This window comes from Wocania ichthyoenteri Th78 (assembly GCF_000789235.1).
Classification (GTDB): domain Bacteria; phylum Bacteroidota; class Bacteroidia; order Flavobacteriales; family Flavobacteriaceae; genus Wocania_A; species Wocania_A ichthyoenteri.
Genome location: NZ_KN525716.1, coordinates 1,833,893 through 1,852,578 on the forward strand (window position 1 = coordinate 1,833,893; position 18,686 = coordinate 1,852,578).

An 18,686-nucleotide genomic window follows, 5' to 3' on the forward strand; every position below is an offset into this window, starting at 1 on the left:
TATTTTATTTAGTTACTACAATTTATTGAAAACCCACCAACTCCAACAGATTTGTATGTCTGATAGTTCTTTTCTTCATTAGATCCCACAGGTAATTCTTGTTTAAAGGTATCTGTATTTTGCAACCCAACCATACTGAAATAATAATAAAATTGATCCCAGTTCCAAGGTAATTCATCCCCCGATGGATTAACTTCATCTATAAATGTGTAATTATTTTCAGCTCCTTGCTGATGAGATAAAGGTATTAAAGAATCCTTAATATCTGCCATAACCTCAGACATTGTAGGAATCATATTATCAAACATAAATTCATGTTGAGATTGGGAACCACAAGAAGGCTCATAATAAGTGTTTAATAACTCCCCAAAACTCATGTTGTTAAGATCATTTAAAATTTCTTTAGCAGGTGTACCGACATTACAATTAATATGTTTGATTTGTAAATAAGCATGAATGGATTCATGCAAAATTGCAGTTGCAAGTGAAAAAGCGCTAACCCCTATTTTCGTTTTATTAATTTTAATTGTAACATTTAGCTCTTTTATAGAACCATCTAAATTTAACTTCCCCTCTGTTTGTGTAGTTGCTGTAGGCTGATTAGTTGACGGTTGTATAGCAGGAATATTTTCTGCTAATTCAAATTTAACGTTTAAATTCTTATTCTCTCCAAATGTATCTAAAAATAACGTTTTAAATTTTGGTGACTTTGTAAGTTTGTCATAAACACACAAAATTTTCTCATTATGAATATCATCCGTAGAGATTTTATCACAAGGTGTTTTTGTAATCTCTTTTAAATCAACATTAAATGGAGAATTTTTACTATAATATGCATTAAGTACATCAAGAGAAGCTGCACACTCTGCATCACTTCCATCTTGATTAATTGGGGAAGATATGGTATCGTCTGTACCTGGTCCACTAGATGTGTCCCCTCCACTTGAACTTCCACCACCTGGACCAGAAGGACCACCACCATCTCCTCCTGATGAAGCACCTCCTCCCGGAGAACAGTAGGAAGATTTTAAAACCCACATAAATTCTGGGTCTTCCTCATTGCCTGCACCTACTAATTCACCTTCATCACCTAGATCTATTTCTACTACAACCCATTCTTCAACACAGCCACCTTTTGCACTAGATGCTTTTGATTTTGACCCTTTATTTAAAAATGAAGTATCAAAATCAATTAATTGATATTGTGTAGTTCTGCTACTTAATAAGTCAGCATCTAAATTATTAAACACTTCATTACTAAACTCTTCTTTTGTAAATCCATAGGTTACAATGTAAGCGTTATAGCCACCTTCACTATTTAAAGATAACAGTAAATTCTCTAGTTGATTAGTATTAGGATTATCTCTTATTATGGAAAAATTATAAGAATGGTAATCTTCTTTCTCAATGTACTTAACGTAATCTGTGTTTATAGAAAAGCCCTGTTCAGCATTATATAAAACATCTCTGTTAGAATTCTTTTGAGAAGAAAACTTTTGTAATTTACTTATAGCTTTACTGTTAGATTGAATTTCATTAAAATCTATAATCTTTACAGTAATTTCTGAAGTGTTTTGATTTGAGTCAAAGCCTTCTTTTTGACAGCTATTAAATAATAAAGAAATTCCAAAAAATAGAATTCCTAGTTTCAAATAATTTTTAAAATTAAATTTCATAAGCATATATAATTAAAGCTAATAGTTATATGCTACTAAATAATAATGAGGGAGGATTGCTATTTTATAAACCTAAAACATTTTTTTTGTAATAAAATACTTGTATTTGTTAAAATTTCAGAGTTTTAATGAATATCTTAAATTACTGCTGTGGGAAACCCGTAAAAGTTGTGTTTTTTATAAATTTTTTGGATTAAAATAAGATTCAAAGTTTTAATATTCCAGTTAAAGTTTTTCGCTTTAGGCGACTTCTTTTAGCTGTTAAAAGTCTCTAATTGCTTTAAAATAGCACTTCTCGCTTCTGCATTTAGAACCTTTGTGTCATCAACCGTTAAATTTTCAGTAGACAAAAATTTATGAATTTTAACACGCATTTTTCCCGGACCTCCGCTAAAAAAAGTATACGAAAAACGTTTTTTATTATCGGCAAAGGTTAATGGCACAATGGGTATTTTATGATTAATTGCTAATCTAAAAGCGCCATCTTTAAACTCATCTAATTCTATATGTTCCTCGGGTACGCCACCTTCAGGAAAAATACAAATACTTACCCCAGTTTGTAATCGGCGTTGCGCTCTTAAAAAAACAGCTTGTCTACTTTTTGCAGAACTTCTATCAACCAAAATACAAGTGCGTTTATAGAAAAACCCAAAAAGAGGGATTTTAACCAACTCCTTTTTGCCAACAAAAACAAACGGGTTTTTAACCGAAACTAACATGAGCATAATATCTGCCATAGAAGTGTGGTTAGCAATAAACATATAGCTTTTATTTTTTTCTGGCGTTTGTTCACGCTCTATAATTGGTCTAAATCCCATACCAATTAAAATAACTTTTGCCCAAAAACGTGCCAATTTAAAAAAGAACGGATACCAAGACTCTTTTAGAATAGAAATTAAAAGAATAGGAAACATAATCAGTATTGGTAAAGCTACAAGAATGTAGAACCAAATACGGTAAAATGTCCAAAAAGTGTACTCTATAATTTTCATTTGCATCAAAAATACTATTATAAATTGATTATCTTTAAAACATAATAACTTTAAAATCATAAAAACTATGGGTTTACTTTATGCATTATTAATAGGTGCCATTGCTGGTTGGTTAGCAGGAAAGCTAATGAAAGGCGGTGGCTTTGGATTATTACTAAACATCGTTATTGGTATTATTGGTGGCTTAGTTGGTAATTGGCTTTTTGCAACACTAAACATTAACTTTATTGATGGTGTTATTGGAGACATTTTAACAGGTGCTATTGGTGCTTCGGTTATATTATTTATAGCTGGTTTATTTAAAAAATAGACCTTTATTTAACATATTCTTAAAAAGTGGCTGTTGCCGCTTTTTTTATTGGGTAACTTATCTTTAAATTTGCGCTTTATATTAAAACTATGGCAAGAATACTTACAGGAATACAAAGTACAGGGACACCGCATTTAGGAAATATTTTAGGTGCCATTATTCCTGCAATAGACATGGCAAATACTCCTGAGAACGATTCGTTTTTGTTTATAGCAAATTTGCATACATTAACGCAAATTAAAGATGCCGAAACTTTACGCACAAATACGTATTCTACCGCTGCTACCTGGTTAGCCTTTGGATTAGATATTGAAAAAACTGTGTTTTACAGACAAAGTGATGTGCCGCAAGTAACCGAATTATCATGGTATCTAAGTTGTTTTTTTCCATATCAGCGTTTAACCTTGGCACATAGTTTTAAAGATAAAGCCGATAGATTAGAAGATGTAAATTCTGGTTTATTTGCATATCCCATGCTTATGGCTGCCGATATTTTGTTATATGATGCCGAAATTATCCCTGTTGGAAAAGATCAATTACAGCATATTGAAATGACACGCGATGTAGCCTCTCGTTTTCATGCAAAAATGGGAGAAACCTTTGTGCTTCCCGAAGGAAAAATACAAGAAAACACGATGCTTATTCCGGGAACAGATGGTGAGAAAATGAGCAAAAGTAGAAATAACATCATCAATATATTTTTAGATGATAAAAAACTACGCAAGCAAATCATGTCTATTGAAACCGATAGCACCCCACTTGAAGAACCTAAAGATTGGAGTACTTGTAACTGTTTTGCTATTTATAATTTATTGGCAAATGATGCTCAAATTAAAACTATGAAAGCCAATTACGAAAATGGTAACTATGGTTATGGGCACGCAAAACAAGCCTTGTTTGAATTGATTGTTGACAAATTTGCCACACAACGCGAGCGTTATAATTATTATATGAGTAACCTCAACAAAATTGATGCTGCATTAGCAGTTGGAGCTGAAAAAGCGAAAGTTGTTGCAGATAATGTTTTGAATAGGGTTAGAGAAAAGGTTGGGTATTAACACCCTTTTTTAACCAATTACATAAACGCTATACTTGTCCTAAATATTGTCTTTTTGGGTTAAAAACCTCATAATTGATTTTCATTTTTTACTTTTTCTAAAATGCATCAAAAAACAAAAGACATTCTAAAACGTTATGATGGTTTTCTAGAAACACCTTGTTTATGGAAACAACATGCAGTTTTTAATTTAAAGCAGTTTTATATTAAATCTAAATCAACAAAAATTGATATTGAAATTGATGAAAAATTGCGTCTTGGAAAATACATAGAACGCTTAGTTTCTTTTGAATTACAGCAAGAAAAATTAATTTCTATTTTGTCTGAAAATATTCAAATTCAAAATGGAAAAACAACTTTAGGCGAGCTGGATTGTTTGCTTTTAAAAAATGAAAAAGCTATTCATTTAGAAATTATCTATAAGTTTTATATTTATGATGATTCCATAGGTGCTTCCGAAATTGAGCATTTTATCGGTCCCAATAAAAAAGATGCTTTAGTTGAAAAATTAAAAAAACTAAGCCAAAAACAATTGCCGCTTTTACATTCTGAAGAAGCTAAAAATTATTTAAAAACTCTAAACTTGAATTCGGCTAAAATGGAACAGCAAGTCTATTTTAAAGCACAATTGTTTGTTCCATTTCAGAAAAAAATCATTTTAAAAACATTAAATCAAAATTGTATTTCAGGGTTCTATATTTACAAAAAACAGATGCAACAGTTTTCTGATTGTAAATTTTATATTCCAAAAAAGATAGATTGGATTATAGCAACGCATTCAAACGTAAATTGGTCAAATTTCGAATCTTTTAAAAAGGCATCTGACACCTATTTGGAAAGACAATTTTCACCACTTTGTTGGATAAAATTTCCTAACGGTATACTTAAAAAATTCTTTTTAGTGTGGTGGTAGTATTGGCTATTAAACCACCTCAAATAACTTCCCAGGCAACGGCCTAATAACGCCTTTTAATTCCATAGTTAACAAAATACTAGCCACTTTAAAAATGGGCATTTCGCAATTAATAGCGATTACATCTAATAGTTGTTTCTCGTTTGCTTTTAGGTAATTATAAATAATTTTTTCAGTGGTATCTAACTCAACAAATAGCTGTTTTTGTATGGTTGGTTTGGTTATTGAGCCTGTCGAAATATCATCTTCCTCCAACTGCCAATTCAAAATATAAGGTACATCTAAAGGATTGGAAAGCATGTGTGCCTTTTGGTGCTTTATCAAATTATTACAACCCACACTTTGCGAATCTGTTATGCGCCCAGGAACTGCAAATACATCGCGGTTATACGAATTTGCAATATCGGCAGTAACTAAACTTCCACCTTTTTCAGCAGACTCTATAACAATCGTAGCTTCACTTAAACCAGCAATAATTCTATTTCTTTTTAAAAAATTGTTTTTATTAAAGGTGTCACTACTCCAGAAATCGGTAAAAAACCCACCATGTTTTTTAACTTCAGCCATGTATTTTTTATGCACTTTTGGGTAAATGGTATGCATCCCATGTGCTAAACAGCCAATGGTTTGTAAATTGTGTTTTAAAGCTGCTTTATGCGCTGTTATATCGGTTCCATAAGCATAACCTGAAACAATTATGGGATTATAAGGCACCAGTGCTTCAATCAAATTCTCGCAAAATGCAATACCATTTGTTGTGATTTTTCTTGCACCAACAATACTAATAATGTGTTGTTGCTTTAAATTAATATGTCCTGATTGAAACAATACAATAGGGCCATCAATACAATGTTTTAATTTTTCAGGATAACTGTCTCCTTTAAAATATAAAACCTTGAGTTGGTTTTCTTTAATAAATTTTATCTCTTTTTCTGCTTCTTTTAAATGATAAGTTTCAAACAAATCACTTAAAATAACACTACCAATTCCATCAATTTTAAGCAGGTTTTGCTTTTTTTCTTTTAAAACAGCCTCAGCAGAACCGCAATGAGAAATGAGCCTTTTGGCAGTAATATCGCCAATATTTGGTACATGCTGTAAGGCTAAAGTATAAAGCAAACTATTTTCTGTCATCGTAAACATTTGGTTTTAAAGCTACAATAAAAGAATTTTTCGACTGTTAATAAATACTTCGCTCGAAATTTTATCTGAAAGCATAATTTTTTAACTTTGTTTTTATGCAATTAGAAACCTACATAAGCGATTTATTATATAGATATGAGTGTGTTACGATTCCAGAATTTGGATCTTTTTTAACGCAACGCGTATCTGCTTCGATTAATAATTCAACACATGCGTTTTATCCGCCAAAAAAAGCGGTGTCGTTTAACGAGCAAATTCAGCAAAACGATGGACTATTAGCACACTATATTGCCGATGTAGAAAAAATTCCTTTTGAGATTGCTTCCAAAAAAATTGCGAAACGTGTTAAAATACTTAAATCGTATTTAACCCAAGGTGAAACACTTACGTTTAATAATATTGGCGAAGTGGTATTTAATAATGAGGGCAAAATTTTATTTGAACCAACTTATAATCTTAACTATTTAACCGATTCATTTGGTTTATCTCAATTTACATCACCTTCCGTAACTCGCGAAGTATACAAGAAAGAGGTTGAGCAAATTGAAAACGTAATTCCGCTTACCGTTTCTCTTGAAAAACGTAAAACTAGACCGTATTTAAAATATGCAGCTGTAGCTTTAGTTGCATTAACGCTTGGTGGTTTTGCTGCTTCTAATTTTTATGTTAATCAAATTGAAACACACAACCAATTAGCGCAAGAAGAAGCGACAAAACAACTAGATACTAAAATACAGCAAGCTACTTTTAGTTTGAACCCATTACCTGCTATTACCTTAAATGTCTCTAAACAAACTGGCAATTATCATATTGTTGCAGGCGCTTTTAGAGTTGAAGAAAACTGTAATAAAATAATAAACAAGCTAAAAAAAGATGGTTTTAGCGCCAGAAAAATTGGCGTAAACAAATACGGTTTACACGAAGTGGTTTATGCGAGTTACGAAAATGGTCAAGAGGCACTTAAAGCCATCCGCGAGATTAGAAAAACACACAATAAAGATGCGTGGTTACTAGTTAAAAAACTCGATTAAGCTCTAAAACAATTCACGCCTTTTTACTTCTTTAATACTTAAAAGCATAGTACCTTTGCAACATCATTAAAATAAAAGTGATGCAAGCAAAAACACCCGAGCAATCAAAAACAACGCTTACCGATATGGTTTTACCTGGTGAAACCAACCCGCTAAATAATTTATTTGGTGGTGAACTACTTGCGCGAATGGATCGTGCCGCTAGTATTGCAGCTAGAAGACACAGTAGACGTATTGTTGTTACCGCATCGGTTAATCATGTAGCATTTAATAAAGCCGTTCCTTTAGGTAGCGTAGTTACCGTTGAAGCTAAGGTGTCTCGTGCCTTTAAAACTTCTATGGAAGTATTTATTGATGTTTGGATTGAAGACAGAGAATCTGGTGAAAAATCTAAAGCTAACGAAGCCATTTACACCTTTGTTGCTGTTGATGATACTGGTAGACCTGTTTCTGTTCCAGAAGTACATCCACAAACCAATTTAGAAAAAGAGCGTTTTGATGCTGCATTACGTCGTAAACAATTAAGTTTGTTGTTGGCTGGTAAAATCACACCAGATAAAGCTACCGAACTTAAGGCTTTGTTTGAGTAATTTAAATATAATTTGCTAATACATTTTATAAATCCAAGACGCAGGATTTTGGGTATTACTTTCTTTAGAAATACTAAAACTTAGTATTGTCTCTCCATTTATTTTATTAGTATAAACTTCGCCTATTTCTTGTTTAGTAACAACTTTATCACCTTCTTTTACATAAACTTTAGAAAGGTTTTTGTAGTAAGTAATGTAGTTACCATGACGAATTATAACTATAGGGTTTACATTTTTCATTCTAACAACATCTATAACTTCGCCATTAAAAATAGATCTTACTTTAGCGTTTTTTTCGGTAGCAATTCTAACACCATTACTTTTAATGGTTAACGACCGATTAATAGGATGCGGTTGTGTGCCATAGCGCACTTTTACAATACCCTTCTCAACTGGCCAACTCAGTTTCCCTTTGTTCGATTCAAAATCTTTTGCCAAAGCTTTCCCCGCTGGTGTTAAAGCAAATGTTTTTGAGCTTGAAGATTTCCCTGCTTTTTTATTAGATTTTGCAATAGCTGCTTTTATAATTTTGTCTATTTCGGCATCAATTCTATTTGCTTCGCGCTGTCTTTTATTAATTTGAGACGTGTAAAGATTAATGTTATTTTTAATAGATTTCATTAAAACTTCATGCTGCTTGCGTTCGGTTTCTAATGATTTTTGAGTCACTTTATTTTCTGTTATTAGCTTTTGTTTATCTTCTTTTTGCTTTAATAAATTGGCATTAATGTTTTGTAATTCTGCCGTTTTTCCTTTTATAGTTTCTCCTTGTTGCTTTTGATGGTCACCATATTGTTTAATGTATTGTAATCTTTTATAGGCTTGTTTAAAGTCGTTAGAAGACAACAAAAACATAATCCTACTTTGTTGGTTTTTGCTTTTATAAGACTTAACAAGCATTGCTGCATAATCTTCTTTTAATTGCTTTAATTCCGCACGAAGTTTGGTAATTTGCTTTTGATTCGAATTAATTTCTCTAGTAATTAAATTCGCTTGTTGGTTAGTAACTTTAATTAAGTTATTTAACACATTTATTTTATAATTAAAATCTTCAATTAATGACAATTGTGATTTTTCTTTTGACTTATTTTCTAAGCGTAATTCATTAATTTTCTGTATTTCGCGTCGTAATTCTTGTCGTCGTGTTTCTAACTCTTTTTGCTTATTATTTTGCGATGAACCCAAAGCAAAACACAAACAAAACCCAAGTAGCATTAAAAATTTATATGTGTGTTTGTTATTCAATGTTATAGCTTAATTTCTTTAAAACCAGAAGGTATTTTAAACGGAAAACGTAAGTCTTCATTTAACGATACGTTTTTAAATTCTAGCTTTATAATGGTTTCTTGATTTGATTCAACAGCATTAATTTTCACATACTGTGGTAATGTTTGACTACCAACTTTTTGATACGACAAATAATCAATCTGTAAAATCCTTTGTTCTTTTGGTTGTGATATTTGCTGCGATTTCACTTTAAAATGCGACGGATCTAACAAAAAAAAGATTTCAAATAAATCGCGTTGCTTTTTAGGTTGAAGCACATAAATATTATCATCAATACTCGCCTTATAAACATCGTCTTTTAAATTAAATAATGTTTCTCCTAATAATAAATTTTGAACTTTTTGAAAGTCTAATTCTGTACCTAATAAACCACTTAAATACTCATAATTCCCTTCAAAATAAGTATTATCCAACTTGTTATAAAAACTAACTTTTTCTGGTGTTACTTTGGCTCTTATAACAGAAAAAGTTGCGCTTATCCAAAATATTTCATCCTTTTTTGCTCTAAATGAGACTGAATGTGTTTGCTCTTTTTGGTTTTGAAAATAGGTTATTTTAAGTTTAGCTTGCAGTGTCTTAAAACTTGCTGCTTGTTTTGCGTTTTCCTTTATTAATTGTCTTGTAGATAAGTTATAATTTGCTACACCAGCACTAATTGTTTTGCTTGATTTACAACTAACCGCAAGCAATGTAATAAGTGTAAAAACGATATAAGTATATCTATTCATTAATTTGAGGTTTCTATTTGTTTTGCCTTATCACTAAACGTTTTTGCCTTAACCGTATTGTTTAACAAGGTATATGCTTTACTTAATTGATTATAAAAATCTGCCTCCATTTTAGTATCGTCAATAATATAATCTAATCCAGATTCTAAAACTTCGATAGCTTTTTTAGATTGATTTAAAGCGTTTAACACCACTCCATTTATTAAATAAAATATGGGTTGAGATGGATACTTTTCTAAAGCACTATTGCTTTTTTCTGAAGCTAAATTATATTTTTTCAAATCAATATAAAGCAATAATACATTACGTAAAACTTGAAAGTTATCGACCTCTAAAACCAAAGCATCTTCGTAATATTTTAAGGCTTTAGTTTTATCGCCATTTTTTAAATAATACTGTCCTAACTCAACTAAAGTTTTACTATTATTACTATCGCCAACAAGCGAAGTGACTTCAACTAAATCTGCTTCATACTCTGGATTATTACGAACAAAATTTACAAAATCTGATAATACTTTAAGCTTAGCATCTGGTTTTATTTGGTTGCTTTTTAAAACTATTTTCATAGATTCAATAGCATTTTCAGTATTATTATCATCTAAATAAAACTTGTATAAAGCTAAGTGAACCATTTGCGAATTCGGATTAATTTTAAGCAGCTCTTTCGCAGTTTCAAAAGCTTTATCCTTTTCGTTATTTTCGCTGTATCGAAAAATAAGGGCTAAATAATTCGACTCTTTATCTGGATTATTCTCAACACGCGATTCTAGGTTTTTAATTTGGTCTTTTTTTCGTCCAGTAGCTTCGTAAATTTTATTACGAAGCATATCTCTAGCAACCGATATTCCAAACTCTAAATCCAATTCATCTAAAATTTTTAAAGCCTCATTATAATTTTTTGTGCGCACGTAAAGCGATGCTAAATCTTCTTTGTAATCTGGATGATATTTTACAAGTTGTTTAACTGTTTTTATGGCTTTATCATAATCATTCTGTTCAGCATAAAAACCATATAATTCATCTAAAAACCACTCATTATCGGGTTCTTTTTTTATAGCATCTTTAAAAGCATCTTCGGCAGCACCAAAATTTTTAAGCTTGATATAGTTTTTTCCTAATTCGAAATATAAAACAGATACAGAATTATCTATTTCAATACATTTTAAAAGCACTTCAACTGATCGATCGTAATTCTCAATACCCTTTTGTTTTAAAGCTTCGTAAAAAAGTTCTTGAAATTTATCATCTACATTTCCTAAATCGTCATATGGTTTTTTATTAAAATCTACTTGGGCATAGTTTTCCTGTGGAAAGAAAAATGTTCCAAGGATAAAGAGAAATATGTAGATTCTTTGTTTCATTTAAAAAAACCTTTCGACTGTGCTCAAGGTGACATTAACAATTTCAAATACTATTCCAAAACAGAATAATCGCCAATACTTATACTCGTAAAATCACCATTATATTTTACATGATTACCAATCATGGCGTTATCTAAATTAGCATTTTTAATAGTAGTATGGGTTTGAATTAAGCTATTTTTAACGGTTGTGTTCTCAATAACACTATCGTTTCCAACAGAAACAAATGGTCCAACAGTGCTGTTTTTAAGCACTACATTGTCTCCAATAAAACATGGTTCAATAATATTTGAGTTATCTAATTTAGCTGATGAAGCCACTAATTGCTCGTCTCCATCGGCTTTTAAAAAACCTAACATCCGTTGATTGGTTTCTATGGTTATAGCTTTGTTTCCACAATCCATCCATTCATCAACGGTGCCAGTTTTAAATACTTTACCATCTGCCATCATGCGTTTAATACCATCATTAATTTGGTATTCGCCACCATTCATAATGTTTTCGTCAAGAATTTCTTGTAGCTTTCCTTTTAAAACGGCAACATCTTTAAAATAGTAAATTCCTATAACGGCTTGATTGCTTATAAAAGTTTCAGGTTTTTCAACTAGCTCAACAATTTCATTATTTTCGTTAAGTTTTACCACACCGTAGGCTTCAGGGTTTTCGACTTGCTTGGTCCAAATAACAGCATCGGCTTTGTTATCTAAATCAAACTCAGCTCTAATCAACGTATCGGCATACGCAATAACCGCAGGTCCCGAAAGCGATGGTTTAGCACACATAATAGCATGACCTGTACCCAATGGTAAATCTTGACGGTAAATAGATGCCTTGGCACCTAAACTTTCGGCTAAAGCTTCTAAACTTTTCACAACATCGTCTCCAAACCAAGCTGGATCACCTAAAACAAAAGCAATTTCTTCGATAGATTGTTTTAAAACTTTTGCAATATCTTTTACTAATCGATGAACAATAGGTTGTCCTGCAACTGGAATTAATGGTTTTGGTACAGTTAAACTATGTGGGCGTAAACGAGAACCTCGTCCTGCCATGGGTACTATTATTTTCATTAGTTTTATTTTTTGTCATTCCCTTGTAGAAGGGAATCTTTTCAATATTAAATTTTATTTCAATTAGGTATCGACTGCACTCAATCTAAAAAGTTGATTTGTGTATTTGTTTATTTGACTCCAGTACTTCCAAAACCACCTTCACCACGAGAGGTTTCAGATAATTCATTTACCTCGACCCATTCAGCACGTTCATGTTTTGCGATTACTAATTGTGCAATACGTTCGCCTTTATTAATAACAAAGTCTTCATTTGAAAGATTAACCAAAATCACGCCTATTTCACCTCGGTAGTCTGCATCAACTGTTCCGGGGGCATTTAAAACGGTAATGCCTTTTTTAGCTGCTAATCCGCTACGTGGTCGCACTTGTGCTTCATAACCTATTGGTAATTCTATAAATAAGCCTGTGCCTACTATACTACGTTCTAAAGGTTTTAAGACTCTTGATTCTGATATATTCGCACGTAAATCCATTCCTGCTGATGCTACAGTTTCGTAATGCGGTAAATCGTGACTAGATTTATTTATTATTTTAATTTGCATATTAACTTTTAATTTGAAATTCTATTTTTTTTCAATATTAGTTTTAATTCCTTTCGTTCCAAAAAAGCAACTATTACCACAAAGAGCAACAAAAATACAGTTCCTAATAAAATATTTCTATCTAAATGATAATAAGTTATGAAACTTAATGATGTACTTACTATAAGATAAATTGCAATTCGACTTAAATCATAAGGTACCGGATAATACTTTCTACCTAATACATATGAAATTAGCATCATTAAACTATAGGCAATAAGTGTTGCATAAGCACAAGCCATAAAACCTATTTTAGGAATAAACATGATATTAAATCCAATAGTAATCGCTGCCCCAGTAAGCGAAATATACATTCCGAAACGTGTACGGTCTGTAAGCTTATACCAAATTGAAAGGTTATGATAAATACCTAAACAAAGATTAGCTAACAAAACAATTGGTACTATATCTAAAGCCAATAAATAGCTTTCTTTTTTTATAAAAATTGGTCTTAACAAATCTATATATATCACAACAAACATTAAACCCAAAGCACCAACTATGGTAAAATATTTTAAAATAGTTGCGTAGGTTTGTGTTGCATTTTCTTTAACAGAATGATTAAAGAAAAACGGTTCTGCTCCCATTCGAAAGGCTTGAATAAATAAGGTCATAAACACAGCTAATTTGTAACATGCGCTATATGCTCCATTAACAAACTCGCCTTCAAGTTGTGGTAACAACCATTTATCTAAATTTTCATTGATTACAAAAGCTAATCCTGCAATCATGATAGGCCAGCCGTAGCTTAAGAATTGTTTCAGAACTTTAAATTCAAAATTTAGTTTAGCTTTAAAGAAATAAGGCAATACTAAAATTAAAACGAATGCACTAGCAATAAGGTTTGCTATAAATATGTACTCTACATTGTTTTCAACATTAAATAATGATCTCAATCCTTCTGATCCATAGGTTGTAGATAGTAGAAGCACATTTAAAAGCACCATAATAAAAACATTAATCAATTTGATTGATGCAAATTTTATTGGTCTTCCCGTGACTCTTAAATAAGCAAATGGGATTACAATTAAGGTGTCAATAAGTGTAATACCAACAAGAAGTGAATAGAAATCCGTATTGATTCTTAACGCTTCTGAAATTGGAACTCTAAATAAAAATAGCAATATTCCAAAAATAAAAGTACTAACAACAATGGTTATTATTGCTGTAGACAAAACTCTATCTTTATCTTTGTTTTTACTAAAAAATCTAAAAAAAGATGTTTCCATTCCATAAGTAAGAATGACATTAAAAAAGGCTGCAACTACGTAAAATTCTGTGTTTTCAGAATAGCCTTCATTAGGAAGCACATCTGTATGCAAACGCACTAAAAGAAAGTTAATCAGTCTAGGCAATACAATAGCCAAACCATAGATAACTGTATCTTTAAAGAAAGTTTTTAGTACGCTCAAAGGATATATTTTGTTCTGCTAAAAATACGTTTTTAGCTAACGTAAACCAAAGATAAGTTATTGCTTTATTAGGTCTCACAGTTAGCTAATGCTTAGGTTTCTTTAAAAGAATATTTGAGATTTTAAAATACTTAAGTGTATTTCCTTGTTTGTAGCTAATAACACATTCGTTGTCTTCTAATTTAAAAGGTGCTTTTTTAGGAAGTTCGGGTACTTCATTACCATATTCTGCATATGGGTCGCTACTCATTATAATATCCTTTTTTTGATTTGTAGCGGCTTTGAAACGACCTATAAAAAGTGGTTTTTTAGAAGCTTCTAATTTAGCTTGTTGCCCTTTAAAATAAACACTATCTAATATTATGCTATTAGGATTTGATGTTACAGGAATAAATAAATTAAATCTAGAATCGCCGCCCTTTACATCTTCTATCAAATGTTGATAATATACTTCTCCAATTATAAAAGGCACAGCATTTTGAAGTTTTTTAGTTGTTGAACACTTAGAAAAACTAATCATAACTAAAAGCATTAATAATGTGTTTGATATGTTTTTAATGGTTTTCATTTCAATATAATTGAATATTATAAAGATATTATTTGCAAAATGGATGCCATAAAAAAAAGCCTCACGAAATGTGAGGCTTTATATCTATTAAAAATACCTTTCGGTTATACTCAAGGTAATATTTTAAATTTATTAATTGTTCAACGCTTCCGCTCCACCAACAATCTCAAGAATTTCATTGGTAATAGCTGCTTGACGTGCTTTATTGTAAGTTAACTTAAGCTGGTCTCTTAACTCTGTTGCGTTATCTGTTGCTTTATGCATTGCTGTCATACGTGCACCATGTTCGCTAGCAAAGCTATCTCTTATTCCTTTAAATAACTGTGTTTTTAATGACTTAGGTATTAATTGCTCAACGATCTCAATTTTTGATGGTTCAAAAATATAATCTGAATTATTATCAGCTTCGCCTTCAACAGGAACAATTGGTAAAAACTGCTCGGTCATTACAATTTGCGTAGCGGCATTTTTAAACTTGTTGTAAACAATTTCGATTTTATCGAACTCTCCTGTAACAAATTTTCCCATTAGCATTTCAGCTATTTCAGAAACATTATCAAAAGTTAAATCATCGAAAACTTCACTTTTGTTAGCAATAACTCTATTTTGCTTTGCAAAAGCATCATTTGCTTTTTTACCTATTGCAACTACAGAAACTTTTTTATCTGCATACACATTGCTTATTAAGTGCTGTGTTTGCTTAATAATGTTAGAATTAAACGCTCCACATAAACCTCTATTAGAGGTAATAGGAACAATTAAAACGTTTTTTACCTCACGTTGCGTTGAGAATTTACTTCCTGAATCTGCATCTAAAGTGGCGCTTAAACTTTGTAAAAGCTCAGTTAATTTATCTGCATAAGGACGCATTGCGGTAATAGCATCTTGTGCCTTCTTTAGCTTTGCAGCAGATACCATTTTCATGGCACTGGTAATCTGCATCGTTGAAGATACTGATGATATTCTGTTACGTATTTCTTTTAAATTTGCCATTCTTTATTTTTATAAAGACTCTTCGCAATAAGCAAAAAGTGACATTAGTTTAATAATTAAGCTCTGTATTTACCTGATAAATCTTTAGCTACATTTGTTAATGTATCTGTAACCTCATCAGTTAATTTACCTGCTTTTAAAGTGTCTAAAATACCTCTATGTTTTGCGTTTAAGAATTCAATGAAATCTCTTTCAAATTCTTTTACTTTTTCAACAGGTACGTCTCTTAATAAATTTTTAGACCCTGCATAAATAATAGCAACTTGATCTTCAACTGTAAACGGATCGTTTTGTGCTTGTTTTAAAATTTCAACGTTACGTTTTCCTTTTTCAATTACATTTAAAGTTACAGCATCTAAATCTGAACCAAACTTTGCGAATGCTTCTAATTCACGGAATTGTGCTTGGTCTAATTTTAAAGTACCTGCTACTTTTTTCATTGATTTAATCTGCGCATTACCACCAACACGAGATACCGAAATACCTACGTTAATTGCCGGACGTACACCAGAGTTGAATAAATCACCATCTAAGAAAATTTGTCCATCTGTAATAGAGATTACGTTTGTTGGAATATATGCAGAAACATCACCCGCTTGCGTTTCAATAATTGGTAGCGCTGTTAACGACCCTCCACCTTTCACTAATGGTTTTAATGAATCTGGTAAATCGTTCATATCTTTAGCGATACTATCATCATTAATAACTTTTGCAGAACGCTCTAATAATCTTGAGTGTAAATAGAAAACGTCACCTGGATACGCCTCACGTCCTGGTGGACGACGTAATAATAAAGATACCTCACGGTAAGCTACGGCTTGTTTAGATAAATCATCATAGATAATTAAAGCTGGACGACCAGTATCTCTGAAGTATTCACCAATTGCAGCTCCCGCGAAAGGCGCATATACTTGCATTGGTGCAGGATCTGATGCATTTGCAGCAACAATAGTTGTATAAGCTAAAGCACCTTTTTCTTCTAATGTTTTAGCAATTAACGCTACCGTTGATGCTTTTTGACCAACAGCAACATATATACAGTATACAGGCTCACCTGCATCGTAAAATTCTTTTTGATTTAAAATGGTATCAATACATACAGCGGTTTTACCAGTTTGTCTATCTCCAATAACCAATTCACGTTGACCACGACCTACAGGAATCATCGCATCGATAGATTTAATACCTGTTTGTAATGGCTCTGTTACTGGCTCACGGAAAATAACACCAGGAGCTTTACGTTCTAATGGCATTTCGTAAGTCTTACCAGAAATTGGTCCTTTACCATCAATAGGGCTTCCTAATGTGTCAACAACACGACCAACAATACCTTCACCAACATTAATAGAAGCGATACGTCCAGTACGTTTTACTGTAGAGCCTTCAACTACTGCTATAGAGTGTCCTAGTAATACGATACCAACATTGTCTTCTTCTAGGTTAAGTACAATACCTTCAAGACCGCCATCAAATTCTACTAACTCACCATATTGAGCATTAGACAATCCGTAAGCACGTACAATACCATCACCTACTGTTAATACTGTTCCTACCTCGTCTAATGAAGCTGATGCTTCAAAACCTGATAGTTGTTGTTTTAAGATTGCTGATATTTCAGCTGGTTTTACTTCTGCCATTTTATTTTAATTTAAAGTAAATTCTCTTTTTAACTTATTTAATTTGTTTCCTATACTAGCGTTGTATTGTTTGTCTCCAACACGTAAGATGAAACCTCCTAAAATCTCTGCATCTACAATATTGTTAACTTCCACATCTTTTCCTGTAAGTTCTTTCGCTTTTGCTAAAACCTTAACTTTTAAATCATCTGTTAAGGGAATTGCAGTTGTTACTTGTGCAATTTGAATCCCTTTTAATTCATCATACAAACGGTTATAACTAGTAGCTACATCATTTAAAAGTGCTAATCTTCTGTTTGTAATAAGGGTATCTATCATAGTAGTTGTCATTGCGTTTGAGCCTTTAAAAACCTCAAGCAATACAGCCTTTTTATTAGATGATTTAACTACAGGGCTTTGAAGCATACTATTTAAGTCTTTATTACCTGCAATAGTTGTTGCAATTAACTTCATGTCATTATTTACAACCTCAGCTATATTCTTATCTGATGCTAAACTTAAAATTGCTTTTGCGTAACGTACTGCTGCTCTTGCTCCCGCCATTATTTCTTAGTTTAATTTTGCTTCACCTAACATAGACTCAACTAATTCTAATTGTTTGTCTTTATTAGATAATTCTTGACGTACTACTTTTTCTGCAATATCTAATGATAAGCCTGCAACATGATTTTTAAGCTCTGCCATAGCAGATTTCTTTTCGCTTTCAATAGCAGCTTGTGCTTGCTCAATCATTTTGTTTGCTTGTGCTTGTGCTTCATCTTTAGCATCAGTAATCATTTTTGCTTTTATATCGCGTGCTTCTTTAAGCATTGCTTCACGTTCTGCACGGGCTTCTTTTAAAATACGTTCATTATCTGCATGAAGATTCTCCATCTCTTTACGCGCCTCTTCTGCAGATGCTAAAGCATTCTTAATTCCATCTTCTCTTTCTTCAACTGCTCCTAAAATAGGTTTCCAAGCAAATTTTCTTAAAATGAATAGCAATACTAAAAATGTAATTGCTGTCCAAAAAACCAATCCAAATTGAGGTGTAATTAAATCCATTTCTTTTTTTGTTTTAAATAACTTAAATTTTAAAAAATACTGAAGCAACCAACCGTTACTTCAGTATTCTTAGGTTTTTATCCTTGTAAGAAAGCAACAACAACACCAAATAGTGCTACTGCCTCTACGAAGGCTGCTAAAATTAATGCAGAAGATTGAATCTTTCCGTGCATCTCTGGTTGACGAGCCATAGCTTCCATAGCCGATCCACCAATTTTACCAATACCAACTCCAGCTCCAATAGCTGCTAAACCAGCTCCAATAGCTGCAATTCCAGTAATAGTCATAAT

General features: G+C 31.9%; 20 protein-coding genes. 5 read left to right on the forward strand and 15 right to left on the reverse strand.

The window, feature by feature from the left end; genetic code table 11:
• Nucleotides 1-8: 8 nt before the first annotated feature.
• Both RG22_RS07945 and RG22_RS07950 read right to left on the reverse strand, forming a co-directional pair.
• Nucleotides 9-1,652 carry a hypothetical protein gene (locus RG22_RS07945; RefSeq protein WP_156113363.1) on the reverse strand — a complete coding sequence of 548 codons (1,644 nt, stop codon included), beginning with the start codon at nt 1,650-1,652 and terminating at the stop codon, nt 9-11.
• A 278-nt stretch (nt 1,653-1,930) separates the two neighbouring features.
• Entirely contained in the window at nt 1,931-2,668 is a 738-nt protein-coding gene (locus RG22_RS07950) for a lysophospholipid acyltransferase family protein (RefSeq protein WP_034042267.1), read from the reverse strand.
• Between the two features lie 67 nt (nt 2,669-2,735).
• On the opposite strand from RG22_RS07950, the gene RG22_RS07955 reads away from it, so the two are divergent.
• The 3 genes from RG22_RS07955 (at nt 2,736) to RG22_RS07965 (ending at nt 4,948) form a co-directional block, all read left to right on the forward strand.
• Nucleotides 2,736-2,978, forward strand: a complete 243-nt coding sequence (locus RG22_RS07955; protein ID WP_034042269.1) for a GlsB/YeaQ/YmgE family stress response membrane protein — start codon at nt 2,736-2,738, stop codon at nt 2,976-2,978.
• An 89-nt stretch (nt 2,979-3,067) separates the two neighbouring features.
• Complete coding sequence (gene trpS / locus RG22_RS07960; protein WP_034042270.1) at nt 3,068-4,036, forward strand: tryptophan--tRNA ligase; 969 nt, start codon at nt 3,068-3,070, stop codon at nt 4,034-4,036.
• 102 nt (nt 4,037-4,138) lie between these two features.
• Nucleotides 4,139-4,948: a DUF1853 family protein gene (locus RG22_RS07965; protein ID WP_034042272.1), complete on the forward strand. Its 810-nt coding sequence runs from the start codon at nt 4,139-4,141 to the stop codon at nt 4,946-4,948.
• A gap of 9 nt (nt 4,949-4,957) precedes the next feature.
• Here the strand turns inward: RG22_RS07965 and dprA are convergent, their stop codons facing one another.
• On the reverse strand, nt 4,958-6,082 hold the full coding sequence (gene dprA, locus RG22_RS07970) for a DNA-processing protein DprA (RefSeq protein WP_034042274.1): 1,125 nt from the start codon (nt 6,080-6,082) through the stop codon (nt 4,958-4,960).
• A 104-nt stretch (nt 6,083-6,186) separates the two neighbouring features.
• On the opposite strand from dprA, the gene RG22_RS07975 reads away from it, so the two are divergent.
• Both RG22_RS07975 and RG22_RS07980 read left to right on the forward strand, forming a co-directional pair.
• Nucleotides 6,187-7,122 carry an HU domain-containing protein gene (locus tag RG22_RS07975; protein ID WP_034042275.1) on the forward strand — a complete coding sequence of 312 codons (936 nt, stop codon included), beginning with the start codon at nt 6,187-6,189 and terminating at the stop codon, nt 7,120-7,122.
• Between the two features lie 80 nt (nt 7,123-7,202).
• Nucleotides 7,203-7,712: an acyl-CoA thioesterase gene (locus tag RG22_RS07980; RefSeq protein WP_034042276.1), complete on the forward strand. Its 510-nt coding sequence runs from the start codon at nt 7,203-7,205 to the stop codon at nt 7,710-7,712.
• Between the two features lie 15 nt (nt 7,713-7,727).
• Here RG22_RS07980 and RG22_RS07985 read toward each other — a convergent pair whose 3' ends face one another.
• The 12 genes from RG22_RS07985 to atpE form a co-directional block, all read right to left on the reverse strand.
• Nucleotides 7,728-8,957, reverse strand: a complete 1,230-nt coding sequence (locus tag RG22_RS07985; RefSeq protein WP_244462132.1) for a murein hydrolase activator EnvC family protein — start codon at nt 8,955-8,957, stop codon at nt 7,728-7,730.
• A gap of 2 nt (nt 8,958-8,959) precedes the next feature.
• Nucleotides 8,960-9,727, reverse strand: a complete 768-nt coding sequence (lolB1, locus tag RG22_RS07990; RefSeq protein ID WP_034042279.1) for a lipoprotein insertase outer membrane protein LolB1 — start codon at nt 9,725-9,727, stop codon at nt 8,960-8,962.
• A complete protein-coding gene (locus tag RG22_RS07995; RefSeq protein WP_034042280.1) occupies nt 9,727-11,088 on the reverse strand; it encodes a tetratricopeptide repeat protein in 1,362 nt (453 codons plus the stop codon). Before RG22_RS07995 ends, lolB1 begins: the two co-directional genes overlap by 1 nt.
• A gap of 50 nt (nt 11,089-11,138) precedes the next feature.
• A complete protein-coding gene (locus tag RG22_RS08000; protein ID WP_034042282.1) occupies nt 11,139-12,158 on the reverse strand; it encodes a sugar phosphate nucleotidyltransferase in 1,020 nt (339 codons plus the stop codon).
• A gap of 110 nt (nt 12,159-12,268) precedes the next feature.
• On the reverse strand, nt 12,269-12,703 hold the full coding sequence (gene dut / locus RG22_RS08005) for a dUTP diphosphatase (RefSeq protein ID WP_034042284.1): 435 nt from the start codon (nt 12,701-12,703) through the stop codon (nt 12,269-12,271).
• A gap of 8 nt (nt 12,704-12,711) precedes the next feature.
• Nucleotides 12,712-14,154, reverse strand: coding sequence for an oligosaccharide flippase family protein (locus tag RG22_RS08010; protein WP_034042286.1), 1,443 nt, complete (start codon nt 14,152-14,154; stop codon nt 12,712-12,714).
• An 85-nt stretch (nt 14,155-14,239) separates the two neighbouring features.
• A complete protein-coding gene (locus tag RG22_RS08015; protein ID WP_034042288.1) occupies nt 14,240-14,722 on the reverse strand; it encodes a hypothetical protein in 483 nt (160 codons plus the stop codon).
• 132 nt (nt 14,723-14,854) lie between these two features.
• Complete coding sequence (gene atpG, locus RG22_RS08020; RefSeq protein WP_034042290.1) at nt 14,855-15,715, reverse strand: ATP synthase F1 subunit gamma; 861 nt, start codon at nt 15,713-15,715, stop codon at nt 14,855-14,857.
• Between the two features lie 56 nt (nt 15,716-15,771).
• Complete coding sequence (gene atpA, locus RG22_RS08025; protein WP_034042291.1) at nt 15,772-17,352, reverse strand: F0F1 ATP synthase subunit alpha; 1,581 nt, start codon at nt 17,350-17,352, stop codon at nt 15,772-15,774.
• A 6-nt stretch (nt 17,353-17,358) separates the two neighbouring features.
• Entirely contained in the window at nt 17,359-17,895 is a 537-nt protein-coding gene (gene atpH, locus RG22_RS08030) for an ATP synthase F1 subunit delta (RefSeq protein WP_034042292.1), read from the reverse strand.
• Nucleotides 17,896-17,901: 6 nt separating this feature from the next.
• Complete coding sequence (locus RG22_RS08035) at nt 17,902-18,396, reverse strand: F0F1 ATP synthase subunit B (RefSeq protein ID WP_034042293.1); 495 nt, start codon at nt 18,394-18,396, stop codon at nt 17,902-17,904.
• 77 nt (nt 18,397-18,473) lie between these two features.
• A complete protein-coding gene (gene atpE, locus RG22_RS08040) occupies nt 18,474-18,683 on the reverse strand; it encodes an ATP synthase F0 subunit C (protein ID WP_034042296.1) in 210 nt (69 codons plus the stop codon).
• Nucleotides 18,684-18,686: the final 3 nt, after the last annotated feature.

Bases quoted from the DNA above. Each gene is read 5' to 3' on its own strand.
- RG22_RS07950 (WP_034042267.1), bottom strand. From the start codon at position 2,668: ATGAAAATTATAGAGTACACTTTTTGGACATTTTACCGTATTTGGTTC.
- RG22_RS07955 (WP_034042269.1), top strand. From the start codon at position 2,736: ATGGGTTTACTTTATGCATTATTAATAGGTGCCATTGCTGGTTGGTTA.
- trpS (WP_034042270.1), top strand. From the start codon at position 3,068: ATGGCAAGAATACTTACAGGAATACAAAGTACAGGGACACCGCATTTA.
- RG22_RS07965 (WP_034042272.1), top strand. From the start codon at position 4,139: ATGCATCAAAAAACAAAAGACATTCTAAAACGTTATGATGGTTTTCTA.
- dprA (WP_034042274.1), bottom strand. From the start codon at position 6,082: ATGACAGAAAATAGTTTGCTTTATACTTTAGCCTTACAGCATGTACCA.
- RG22_RS07975 (WP_034042275.1), top strand. From the start codon at position 6,187: ATGCAATTAGAAACCTACATAAGCGATTTATTATATAGATATGAGTGT.
- RG22_RS07980 (WP_034042276.1), top strand. From the start codon at position 7,203: ATGCAAGCAAAAACACCCGAGCAATCAAAAACAACGCTTACCGATATG.
- lolB1 (WP_034042279.1), bottom strand. From the start codon at position 9,727: ATGAATAGATATACTTATATCGTTTTTACACTTATTACATTGCTTGCG.
- RG22_RS07995 (WP_034042280.1), bottom strand. From the start codon at position 11,088: ATGAAACAAAGAATCTACATATTTCTCTTTATCCTTGGAACATTTTTC.
- RG22_RS08000 (WP_034042282.1), bottom strand. From the start codon at position 12,158: ATGAAAATAATAGTACCCATGGCAGGACGAGGTTCTCGTTTACGCCCA.
- dut (WP_034042284.1), bottom strand. From the start codon at position 12,703: ATGCAAATTAAAATAATAAATAAATCTAGTCACGATTTACCGCATTAC.
- RG22_RS08015 (WP_034042288.1), bottom strand. From the start codon at position 14,722: ATGAAAACCATTAAAAACATATCAAACACATTATTAATGCTTTTAGTT.
- atpG (WP_034042290.1), bottom strand. From the start codon at position 15,715: ATGGCAAATTTAAAAGAAATACGTAACAGAATATCATCAGTATCTTCA.
- atpA (WP_034042291.1), bottom strand. From the start codon at position 17,352: ATGGCAGAAGTAAAACCAGCTGAAATATCAGCAATCTTAAAACAACAA.
- atpH (WP_034042292.1), bottom strand. From the start codon at position 17,895: ATGGCGGGAGCAAGAGCAGCAGTACGTTACGCAAAAGCAATTTTAAGT.
- RG22_RS08035 (WP_034042293.1), bottom strand. From the start codon at position 18,396: ATGGATTTAATTACACCTCAATTTGGATTGGTTTTTTGGACAGCAATT.
- atpE (WP_034042296.1), bottom strand. From the start codon at position 18,683: ATGACTATTACTGGAATTGCAGCTATTGGAGCTGGTTTAGCAGCTATT.